The organism is Brachybacterium sp. J153 (assembly GCF_036311905.1).
Lineage (GTDB): Bacteria > Actinomycetota > Actinomycetes > Actinomycetales > Dermabacteraceae > Brachybacterium.
The window spans coordinates 136316-147247 of sequence record NZ_JAZDCH010000018.1 but is presented as its reverse complement, the minus strand read 5'-3'; the positions used below and the strand labels follow the sequence as shown (position 1 = coordinate 147247).

Genomic DNA, 10932 nt, shown 5'->3' with positions numbered 1-10932 from the left:
TGGCGAAGACACCAGTCTGGCCCCCTGTGGGCCAAACCGTCTGCCCCCTTTCCCCCCGCCGCTGTCGACCCCCGTTCGACGAGCCGGGTCTCGAGCTGGAACGGATGCGCGAAGGCCTGCGGATCCGCCGCCAGGGCCAGCAGGCGCTCCACCGCGACCTGCCCCAGGGAGAACAGGGGCTGACTGACCGCGCTCAGCGGGGGCGTGGTCCAGCGGGTCATCATCGTGTCGTCGAAGCCGATCACGCTGAGCTGCTCCGGCACCCGGACGCCGCGCGCCTCCGCGGCACGGAGCGCCCCGAGGGCGAGCGGATCGGCCGCTGCGAAGATCGCCGTCGGAGGATCCGTGAGGTCGAGGAGCCGCCGCGCCCCCTCCTCGCCCGCCTCGGCGGTGAAGGCCCGGGAGTCCACCAGCTCCTCGTCGACCTCCAGGCCCGCCCTCGCCATCGCACTGCGATAGCCCTCGACCCGCTGCCGCCCCGGCACCGAGCCGGGAGGACCGGCGAGGAGTCCGATCCGGGTGTGCCCGAGGCTGAGCAGATGCCGCACCGCGGCGGATCCGCCTTCCCAGTTGGTGGCCCCCACCGTCAGGAGCCCCTCCAGCTCCGGCTCCGCCAGGACGGGGTCGATGGCGATGAGGGGGAGCGAGAGGCTGCGGCTCCAGCGGAGGTGCTCGGGGCCGATGGTGGTCACCACGGCGATGACCCCCTCCGCCTGCTGCGAGGCGATCTCCGCCATCCACTCGCGGGTAAGCCCGCCGCCATTGAGGCTCGAGACGATCAGGTCGACGTCCGCCCGCCGCGCGGCATGGACGGCTCCGGCGAGGACTCCCATGACGTACCCGCTGTCCACGGACTCCAGGTGGAGTCCGATCTGGCGCCGGCGCCCGGTCTTGCGTCGACGCTGCTCGTACCCCAGTTCCTGGGCTGCTTCCGCCACGGCGGCACGGGTGGCGCTGCTGATCGCCCCGCGCCCGTTCATCACCTTCGACGCCGTCGCCAGGGACACCCCGGCTCGCTCCGCCACGGACGCCAGGGTGACGCGCCCCGTGTTCCCACCGTTCGTCGCCATCGACCCGGCTCCTCTCCGTCGCTTCTCGCGGTCAGGATACTCATCGGGAAACTTTCTTCTCGACTCTGAACCGATGCAACGGCTCGCGGCGCAGGTCGCACGCCCGGGCGGCAGGTAGCCCAGGACATGCGACACCCCGCCCGTCGAAGAGTCCTCCTGGCGGTCGAGACGGGAAGCGCGAGCGACTCCGCCCGGATCATCACGCGAACCTGCAGGTCACGACTGCAACCGTCTCGATCCGGTCTCGGATCGGGTGCCTGTTGACCCGACGAAACTTCGTTGGTAATTTGCTCTTACTTTCCCCGGCTCGGGCCTCCCTGCCCGCTGTCGACCGATCCCGTCAATGACGACACTCAGGAGCAGGTCATGCGAAACTTTCCTCTTTCCCGTCGGTCCCTGCTCGGCGCGACCGCCGGGCTCTCCGCGCTCACCCTCGGCGCCTGCGGTACCGCCGGCCCCGGCTCCGGTGGAGGCGGCGGCAACTCGGCGAGCTATTGGGCGCTGTCCGGCGAGCCCAACGAGACCATCTACGGCGACTCGGTGGAGGCCTTCAACGAGGGCGACCAGGGCACGATCGATCTGACCTTCTTCCAGAACGACGCCTACAAGCAGAAGATCCGCACCGCCATCGGGGCGGGCGAGGCCCCGACGATCATCTACGGATGGGGCGGCGGCGGTCTGCGCACCTACGTCGAGGAGTCCCAGGTCGACGATCTGACCGGCTGGCTCGACGAGAACGCGGACTACAAGAACCGCTTCGTCGAGTCCGTCTGGGCGGCCGCGACCGTCGACGACAAGATCTCGGCGGTCCCGCAGGGCGCGACCCAGCCGATCATCCTGTTCCATAACAAGACGGTGCTCGAGACCATCGGCGGCGAGGCCCCGGAGACCTGGGACGACCTGCTCGGCGTGGTCGAGAAGGCGAAGTCCGCCGGAGTCGCTCCGATCTCCCTCGCCGCGCAGTCCCGCTGGACCTCGATGATGTGGCTCGAGTACCTGCTCGACCGCATCGGGGGCCCCGAGGTCTTCGCGCGCATCGCGGCCGGCGAGTCCGACGCCTGGCTCGACGACTCGGTCATCGCGATGGGCGAGAAGGTGAAGGAGCTCGTCGACGCGAGCGCCTTCGCGGACGGCTTCGAGTCGATGGCCGCCGACTCCAACACCGACCAGGCGCTGCTGTGGACCGACCAGGCCGCGCTGATGCTCCACGGCGGGTGGACCTTCGGCAGCATGAAGGCGAGCGGCGGCGACTTCGTGCAGGCGGGCCGTCTCGGATTCGGTCCGTTCCCGACGATCGACGGCGGCGAGGGCGAGCTGACGAACCTGGTCGGGAACCCCTGCAACTACCTGTCCCTCTCCTCCGCGGCGAGCGACGAGGAGAAGGAGGTTGCGAAGGCCTTCCTGCGGGACGGCGCGATGTCCGACCAGGTCGCGACCGATCTGATCGCGTCCGGCTCCGTGCCGGTCATCGTCGGCCAGGACGAAGCTCTCGCGGCGAGCGAGGACGCCGAGTACCTGCAGTGGGTCTACTCCTCGATCCAGGAGGCCCCGGCCTTCACGCAGTCCTGGGACCAGGCGCTCCAGCCCACCGAGGCGGAGACCCTGCTCGTCAACACCGAGCAGCTGTTCCTCGGAGCCATCACCCCCGAGCAGTTCGCGGAGAACATGGCCGCCGGCAAGGGGGCCTGAGGATGACTGCGCTCTCCCCGTCGGTCGCGCCGCGCACCATGGGCGGAGCCGACGCGTCAGCGTCCGCCACCCGTCGCTCCGACACGGCGGCCACCGCCCCGCGTCCCTCCCGTGAGCGCGTGCAGATCTCGCACGTCCTGTTCGCGCTGCCCGCGCTGCTGTTCTTCGGCTTCTTCGCCCTGCTCCCCCTGGTGGGCGTCGCCGCCCTGTCCTTCACCAGCTGGAACGGCATCGGGGCCATCGAGTTCACCGGCCTGACCAGCTGGGCCGAGGCGCTCACCCGGCCCACCACCTGGCAGGGGCTCGGCCTCGTCGTGGTCATGATCGTCGCGACCTGGCTGCTGCAGACCCCGATGAGCATCCTGCTGGGAACCTTCCTCGCCGGTCAGCAGCGGTACCGCAACCTGCTCGCGATCCTGTACTTCCTGCCCCTGCTGCTGTCCTCGGCGGCCATCGCGATCACCTTCAAGTCGCTCCTCGACCCGAACTTCGGGCTCGCCAACGGTCTCGACATGCCCCTGCTGAAGCAGAACTGGCTGGGCGATCCGGTGCTGGTGTGGGTGGTCCTGCTGTTCATCATCGCCTGGCAGTTCATCCCCTTCCACACCCTGATCTACCAGGGCGCGGTACGACAGATCCCCCAGTCGATGTACGAGGCGGCGCAGATCGACGGCGCCGGCAGGCTGCGCCAGTTCTTCTCGATCACCCTGCCGCAGCTGAAGTACACGCTCATCACCAGCTCGACACTGATGGTGGTGGGCGCGCTGACCTACTTCGACATCATCTTCGTCCTCACCCAGGGCGGTCCGGGGATGGCCACCCGGATCCTCCCGCTCGACATGTACCTCACCGGCTTCCGCGGGAACGAGATGGGCGTGGCCAGCGCCCTCGCGGTGATGCTGGTCGTCATCGGCCTGGGCCTCGCGCTCGGCGTGCAGCGGCTCGGCGGCCGGGACACCTCCGCCAGCCAGATGGAAGGAGCCTGACATGCAGCGCAACTGGATCGGCGGCGCCTTCGGCTGGCTCTGGCTCGGCGTCGTCCTGCTCCCGATCTACTTCGTGATCATCACGAGCTTCAAGTCGATCTCGACCTACTTCGGCTCGAACCCGGTGCTCCCCTCGGCGCCCGTCGCGATCGAGAACTTCTTCGCCGTGCTCGAGGCGGACTTCACCCGGTACCTTCTGAACAGCGTGCTCGTCGCCGTCGGAACCGTGGTGCCGCTCGTACTGATGGCTTTCATGGCCTCGTACTCGATCGTCCGCGGCACGGGAAGGGTGTTCCGTCCGGTGCGCAGCGTGTTCCTGCTGGGACTCGCGATCCCCGTCCAGGCGACGATCGTGCCGATCTACCTGATGATCATCCGGCTGCACATGTACGACTCCCTGGTCGCCCTGATGATCCCCGCGATCGCCTTCGGCCTGCCGCTCAGCATCCTGATCATCTCCAACTCCCTGCGGGACGTCCCCAAGGAACTCTTCGAGGCGATGGACATCGACGGCTCGACCGAGTGGCAAAAGATGTGGCGCCTCGCCTTCCCGATCGTGCGGCCCGCGCTGGTGACGGTCGCCGTCTACCAGGCGCTGATGTCGTGGAACGGCTTCTTGTTCCCGCTGATCCTGACCCAGAGCCCGGACAAGCGCACCCTTCCCCTGGCACTGTGGAGCTTCCAGGGCGAGTACGCCACCAACGTCCCCGTGGTGATGGCGGCCGTCGTGCTGTCGTCGATCCCGATCATCATCCTGTACGCCTTCGGCCGCCGTTATCTGGTCAGCGGCATGACCGCCGGCTCCGGGAAGTGACCCCACCCTGAAGGAGACCCCGTCGTCCATGACTGACTCAACCCCCCAGCCCCTGAACGTCGGCCTCGTCGGCTACGGCTTCATGGGGGCCGCCCACTCCCATGCCTGGCGCACCGCGCACCGCTTCTTCGACCTGCCCCTCACGCCGGTGCTGCACACGATCGCGGGCCGCACCGAGTCCGCGGTCGCCGCGGCGGCGCAGCAGTACGGCTTCGCCCAGCACACCACCCGCTGGCAGGATCTGATCGAGGATCCCGAGATCCACGTGATCGACATCTGCACCCCGGGCGACACCCACCACGAGATCGCCCTCGCGGCACTCGCGGCGGGCAAGCACGTGCTGTGCGAGAAGCCGCTCGCGAACTCGGTCGAGGAATCCGCGGAGATGGCGGCGGCCGCGGCCGAGGCCGCGCAGCGCGGGATCCGCTCGATCTGCGGCTTCTCGTACCGCCGTACCCCCGCGCTCGCCTACGCGAGGCAGCTGGTCGAGGAGGGCTTCGTGGGCGAGATCCTGCAGGTCCGCGCCCAGTACCTGCAGGACTGGCTCGCCGACGCCGACGCCCCGATGACCTGGCGACTCGACAGGGAGAAGGCCGGCTCGGGCGCGCTCGGCGACATCGGCGCGCACGTCATCGACCTGCTCCAGTGGCTCTCCGGCGAGGACATCGTCGCCGTCTCGGGCACCCTCGAGACCGTGGTCCCCACCCGCCCCGCGGCGGGCGCGATGCAGGGCCTCGGCGGCAAGGGCGACACCTCCGGCGAGCGCCAGCAGGTCACCGTCGACGACACTGCCCTGTTCTCCGTCCGCCTGGAGAACGGCGTGCTCGGCGCCGTGGAGGCGACCCGCATGGCGCAGGGCCGCAAGAACGCGATGCGCGTGGAGATCAACGGCTCGACGGGCTCGGTCGCCTTCGACTTCGAGCGCATGAACGAGCTGGAGATCTACGACGCGACCGCACCCGCAGGCCGTCAGGGCTTCACCCGCGTGCTCGCCACCGAGCCGGAGCACCCCTACGCCGCGGCGTGGTGGCCCACCGGCCACGGCCTCGGCTACGAGCACACCTTCACCCATGAGGTCGTCGACCTCGTGCGCGCGATCGGCGAGGGCACCGACCCCTCGCCGTCGTTCGCCGAGGCGCTGCACGTGCAGCGCGTCCTCGCCGCTGTGGAGGCCAGCGACGCCGACGGTTCGCGCTGGACCCCCGTCGGCCCCCAGACCCCCACCACCCAGGAGACCTCCGCATGAGCACCACCCCAACCCGAGTCGCCCTCGTCGTCCGCGGCGGCTGGGACGGCCACCAGCCCGTCGAGGCGACGGACCTGTTCATCCCCTTCCTGGAGGAGAACGGCTTCAGCGTCCGCATCGAGGAGTCGCCGGCGATCTACGCCGACGCCGAGTACATGGCCACGGTCGACCTGATCGTCCAGTGCAACACCATGAACACCATCGAGCGGCCCCAGTTCGAGGGGCTGCGCGCCGCGATCGAGGCGGGCACCGGCATGGCCGGCTGGCACGGCGGCATCGCCGACAGCTACCGCAACGAGTCGGACTACCTGACCCTGATCGGAGGCCAGTTCGGCTGCCACCCGGGCAAGCACCAGGACGAGCGCAAGGGCGAGCAGGCGGACAACTACGTGCCCTACACCGTGAACATGCTGCCCGCCGCGGCGGATCATCCGATCACCGCCGGGATCAGCGACTTCGACCTGGTCACCGAGCAGTACTGGGTACTGGCCGACGACTACTGCGACGTCCTCGCCACCACCACGCAGAAGGTCCGGGAGTGGGATCCGTGGCACCGCGAGGTGACCTCTCCGGCGATCTGGACCCGCCACTGGGGCGAGGGCCGCATCTTCGTCTCCACCCCCGGCCACCGCGTCGAGGTGCTCGAGGACCCGAACGTGCGCACGATCATCGAGCGCGGCCTGCTGTGGGCCGCGCGCGGCAGCGAGCAGCCCTACGGCGAGCACGGCTCCCTCCGCACCGCCGGCACGCAGGAGGCGACCCGATGAAGGTGGGCATGATCGGCTGCGGGAACATCTCCGCGCAGTACCTGAAGACCTTCCCGACCCTCCCGGACGTGGAGCTGGTGGCCGTCGCGGATCTCGACATGGACCGGGCGCGCGCCGTCGCGGCCGAGCACGTGGGCGTCCGCGCGCTCACGGTCGACGAGCTGATCGCCGATGCGGAGGTGGAGACGGTCCTGAACCTCACCATCCCGGCGGCGCATGCGGAGATCGACCTGCGGGCGATCGCCGCGGGCAAGAACGTGCACGCGGAGAAGCCGTTCGCGGTCACGGCCGACGAGGGCGCCGAGGTGCTCGCCGCCGCGGCGGCCGCGGGGGTGCTCGTCGGCTCCGCCCCGGACACCGTCCTGGGCACGGGCACGCAGACGGCGCGGCGCGCGATCGACGACGGCCTGATCGGCACGCCGATCTCCGCGGTCGCCACGATGATGACCCCGGGCCACGAGCGCTGGCACCCGAACCCGGACTTCTACTACGTGCCCGGCGGCGGTCCGCTGCTGGACATGGGCCCGTACTACATCCACTCCCTCGTGACGCTGCTGGGCCCGGTCTCCGCGGTGATCGGGGCGTCCAGCCGGCTGCGCGAGGAGCGCACCATCGGCTCGGGCGCGCGGGAGGGCGAGGTCATTCCCGTCACCACCGACACCCATGTCACCGGGGTGCTCATCCATGCCTCCGGCGTGCTGTCGACGCTGGTCATGAGCTTCGACGCGGTCGCGACGCATGCGCATCCGATCGAGGTGCACGGCACCCTCGGCAGCCTCTCCGTGCCGGACCCCAACCGGTTCGACGGCGAGGTGTCGGTGAACGCGCTCGGCTCCGGCGGCTGGGAGGCCGTGCCGGAGTCGGCCGGCTACGTCGGGGCCTCGCGCGGCATCGCCCTGCAGGACATGGCGACCCGCGGCGAGCAGCTGCGGGCTTCCGGCGCGCTCGGCCAGCATGCCCTCGAGGTCATGAACGCGATGCTCGAGTCCTCCGGCTCCGGGCAGCGGGTCGAGATCTCCTCGACGCTCGAGCGCCCGGAGGTCGTCCCGCTCCGCGACCCCCGCGAGGGCTGAGCCGGAGGGTCGTCGCCCCTCTCCCTCGGTCGAGGGAGCTCAGCCGAGGGAGAGGGGCAGCATCGCCGCGCGCGGGCCGAGCCGGTCGAGGTCCGCGCGCTCGGCCGACGACGGGGCCCGCCGCCCGGTCGCGATCCGGAGAGCATCGGCGTCGGACCACTCCTCCGGCAGCGCGAGCCGGATCCGGCGCTCGAGCATCCGCCGCGCCGCGGCGAGCCCCTCGGCGGGCGGCCCCGGGACCCCGGCGCCGACGATGCCTGCGCTGTCGGCCGACGCCGCCTCCGCGACGAGGTCCAGGTGGTGCAGGGTCCACTCGAGCACGTAGGCCTGCAGGTAGTCGCGGACGGTGAGGCTCATGCCCTGGGTCGCGACCGGCAGCTCGGGATGCGCGAGGAGCGCGGCGCGACCGGCGGCGGCCCCGAGGTCCTCGAGGTGATGGTGCAGGAGCGCCGGCTCCCCGTAGGCCGTCGCGAGGCGCACGACGAGCGCATCGAGCGGATCGACGTCGGCCGCTCCCCCGTCGGACGTCGCCTCGACCGGCCAGGTCGTCGGTCGCGGGGTCCAGTAGCTGAGGGCGTCGGCCGTGGGGGCGTCGTCGGCGGGTGTGCTGAGGGTGATCAGCACGTCCTGGGCGTCGATCACGAGGTGCGCGACCAGGTCACGGATTCGCCAGCCGGCGCAGCCCGAGGGCCCCTCGAAGGCGTCGTCGGGCACCGCCGCGACGGCCTCGCGCAGCGCGGTCCAGGTGAGGGAGAAGAGGTCCACGCCCGTACCTTAGATGTCGGCGGGGATCACAAGACCGCGGCCGAGCCCGGGAAGGAGCGCCGAGGCGGTGACCCGCAGGATCTACGACGAGGACCCGTCCGCATGGCAGCCGTCCGACTACTACGCGCTGTGGCGCTACCTCGACCGCCTGGCCGAGTACGTCGGCCCCACCGATGCCCAGGGCGAGGATCCGACCCGCCGCTCGGCACGCATCCAGGCGAAGAAGACGCACGTGCGCGACGACGACCTCGCGGCGATCGACCCCTCGGGCGGGAGCGGTGCTCCGACGCTAGGACACCACCGGATTCGCCCTTACGCTCCTCCCATGTCTCACGAAAACGCAGCGCCCGACGCCGCTCTCGCAGCCTTCGACTCCTGGACCGACGCGCTGGTCGCGAAGCTCGCCGACCGTCCGGAGGTGCTCGGGCTCGTCCTCCTCGGCTCCGGCGCCGAGCGCGCCCGGATCGACCGGTGGAGCGACCACGACTTCTACCTCGTCGTCGAGGAGGAGGTCGCGGAGCGCTACCGCCAGGACCTCGAGTGGCTGCCCGACGGCCCGGCCGTCGTCCTCTCTCCGCGCGAGACCGGGCACGGCCTCAAAGCGGTCTTCGCGGACGGTCACGTCCTGGAGTTCGCCGTCGCCTCGCTCGCCGATGTCGCGACGTTCGCCGCCCACCACTGGCGCGTCGTCCACGACACCGGCGCCGTGACGGCGGTGCTCGAGGAGTGCGCCGCCCGGACGGCACGGGAGATCGCCGAGCGGCCGGCCCCCGACCTGGCCCGGGCTGCGGGTCTCTTCTGCAGCCTCCTGCTCATCGGTGTCGGCCGCGCACAGCGCGGCGAGCTCGTCGCCGCGAGCGCGCACGTGCGCATGTACGCACTCGGTGAGCTGCTCGACCTCGTGGGTGCGCTCGTGCCTGCGTCGCCCGACGCTCTGCGCGACGGCCTCGACCCGCGCCGGCGCGTCGAGGAGTCCTACCCGGGAATCGGCGCGCGCATCGGAGCGGCACTCGAGCTCCCTGTCGAGGCATGCGGGCGTGCGCTCCTCGACATCGCGGAGGCCGAGATCGCGCCGCGCATGCCGGACTGGCCGGCCGAGGGCGCGACGACGGTGCGGCGGACGCTCGGGTGGACGTGACGACGGAACGCTGGCCGCACAAAGCGGACCGCACAACGCTGACCGCGATCCCCACGGGAGTAGGAAGGCGGCAACCCGTGGCACGCTCGCCCCGGGACACCGACGGTGCGGAAGACTCGAGCCAGTCCCCGACGGTGCAGTCGACGCGTACCGTTGCGCGCACCGCAGCGCACTGCTGAGCGCGCACCGACCGGCATCCGAGGGAGACCGGCCCAGCTGAGCCGCACCGTCGCCATCACAGCACCACCGCCTCGATCGAAAGGACCCCGCGATGCCCGCCTCCGAAGGAGCCAACTACGCGCCCGCCGCGATGCCGAAGCCGGTCGTCGAGCCCGGCGAGTTCGTCTTCGCCGCAATGCACTTGGACCACGGCCACATCGGCGGGATGACCCAGGGCCTGCTCGGCGCCGGCGGCACCCTGAAGTGGGTGTACGACCCGCAGCCCGAGCGCCTGAAGACCTTCACCGAGCAGTTCCCGCAGGTCAAGGTCGCGAGCTCCGAGCAGGAGATCCTCGATGACCCCGAGGTGAAGCTCGTCGCGGCCGCCGCCGTCCCCGTGGACCGCGCGCCGCTCGGCATCCGCGTGATGGAGGCCGGCAAGGACTACTTCACCGACAAGACCCCGCTGATCTCCCTCGAGCAGCTCGCCGACGCGAGGGCCGCCGTGGAGCGCACCGGCCAGAAGTACGCCGTGTACTACTCGGAGCGGATCCATGTCGAGGCCGCCGTGCTCGCCACCCAGCTCATCCAACAGGGTGCGATCGGGAAGGTCCTCCACGTCACGGGCATGGGCCCGCACCGCATGGGCGACCCGTCGACCCGCCCTGACTGGTTCTTCGAGCGCGCCCGCTACGGCGGCATCCTCACCGACATCGGCTCGCACAACTTCGAGCAGATGCTCACCTTCACCGGCTCTGACGACGCGGACGTCCTCTCCTCCTCTATCGGCAACTTCGGGAACCCCGAGCACCCTGAGCTCGACGACTTCGGCGACGCGCACATCGCGCTGTCCTCCGGCGCGACCGGCTTCGTGCGCGTCGACTGGTTCACCCCGAAGGGCCTGCGCACCTGGGGTGACGGCCGCACCTTCGTGGCCGGCACCGAGGGCTACCTCGAGCTGCGCAAGTACCTCGACGTCACCACCGAGAACGGCCCCAACCAGGTCATCCTCGTCGACGGGAAGGGCGAGCACCGCCTCGAGGCGAACGGGAACGTGGGCTACCCCTTCTTCGGGGAGCTGATCCTCGACGTCCTGAACCGGACCGAGAACGCCATGACCCAGGCCCACGCCTTCAAGGCCGTCGAGCTCGCGCTGACGGCCCAGAAGCAGGCCCGGGAGCTGACCGGCCGCTGAGCCAGTGCGGCGCCGAGCCGCATGCCTGAA

Annotated in this window: 10 protein-coding genes; 8 read left to right on the top strand and 2 right to left on the bottom strand. The window is 70.7% G+C overall.

Going from position 1 to position 10932, the window contains the following annotated elements:
- Positions 1 to 1070 (bottom strand): substrate-binding domain-containing protein (locus V1258_RS09695; RefSeq protein WP_329749452.1); only part of this gene is annotated, 1070 nt, incomplete at its 3' end.
- Between the two features lie 366 nt (positions 1071 to 1436).
- Here V1258_RS09695 and V1258_RS09690 point away from each other — a divergent pair.
- The 6 genes from V1258_RS09690 to V1258_RS09665 are packed head-to-tail and all read left to right on the top strand — an operon-like array spanning position 1437 to position 7645.
- Positions 1437 to 2759 (top strand): extracellular solute-binding protein, encoded by a 1323-nt coding sequence (locus tag V1258_RS09690; protein ID WP_329749451.1) that lies wholly within the window; start codon positions 1437 to 1439, stop codon positions 2757 to 2759.
- 2 nt (positions 2760 to 2761) lie between these two features.
- Positions 2762 to 3745, top strand: coding sequence for a carbohydrate ABC transporter permease (locus V1258_RS09685; protein ID WP_329749450.1), 984 nt, complete (start codon positions 2762 to 2764; stop codon positions 3743 to 3745).
- Position 3746: 1 nt separating this feature from the next.
- A complete protein-coding gene (locus tag V1258_RS09680; protein WP_329749449.1) occupies positions 3747 to 4559 on the top strand; it encodes a carbohydrate ABC transporter permease in 813 nt (270 codons plus the stop codon).
- 28 nt (positions 4560 to 4587) lie between these two features.
- A complete protein-coding gene (locus tag V1258_RS09675; RefSeq protein WP_329749448.1) occupies positions 4588 to 5805 on the top strand; it encodes a Gfo/Idh/MocA family protein in 1218 nt (405 codons plus the stop codon).
- Complete coding sequence (locus V1258_RS09670) at positions 5802 to 6572, top strand: ThuA domain-containing protein (protein ID WP_329749447.1); 771 nt, start codon at positions 5802 to 5804, stop codon at positions 6570 to 6572. Before V1258_RS09675 ends, V1258_RS09670 begins: the two co-directional genes overlap by 4 nt.
- The gene (locus V1258_RS09665) at positions 6569 to 7645 is read left to right on the top strand and encodes a Gfo/Idh/MocA family protein (protein ID WP_329749446.1); all 1077 of its coding nucleotides are present in this window, start codon (positions 6569 to 6571) and stop codon (positions 7643 to 7645) included. Before V1258_RS09670 ends, V1258_RS09665 begins: the two co-directional genes overlap by 4 nt.
- A 39-nt stretch (positions 7646 to 7684) precedes the next feature.
- Here the strand turns inward: V1258_RS09665 and V1258_RS09660 are convergent, their stop codons facing one another.
- The gene (locus V1258_RS09660) at positions 7685 to 8410 is read right to left on the bottom strand and encodes a maleylpyruvate isomerase N-terminal domain-containing protein (RefSeq protein ID WP_329749445.1); all 726 of its coding nucleotides are present in this window, start codon (positions 8408 to 8410) and stop codon (positions 7685 to 7687) included.
- Positions 8411 to 8477: 67 nt separating this feature from the next.
- Here V1258_RS09660 and V1258_RS09655 point away from each other — a divergent pair, with 67 nt between their 5' ends.
- Both V1258_RS09655 and V1258_RS09650 read left to right on the top strand, forming a co-directional pair.
- On the top strand, positions 8478 to 9548 hold the full coding sequence (locus V1258_RS09655; protein WP_329749444.1) for a hypothetical protein: 1071 nt from the start codon (positions 8478 to 8480) through the stop codon (positions 9546 to 9548).
- Between the two features lie 271 nt (positions 9549 to 9819).
- Positions 9820 to 10902 carry a Gfo/Idh/MocA family protein gene (locus tag V1258_RS09650; protein ID WP_329749443.1) on the top strand — a complete coding sequence of 361 codons (1083 nt, stop codon included), beginning with the start codon at positions 9820 to 9822 and terminating at the stop codon, positions 10900 to 10902.
- The last annotated feature ends 30 nt before the right edge of the window (positions 10903 to 10932 follow it).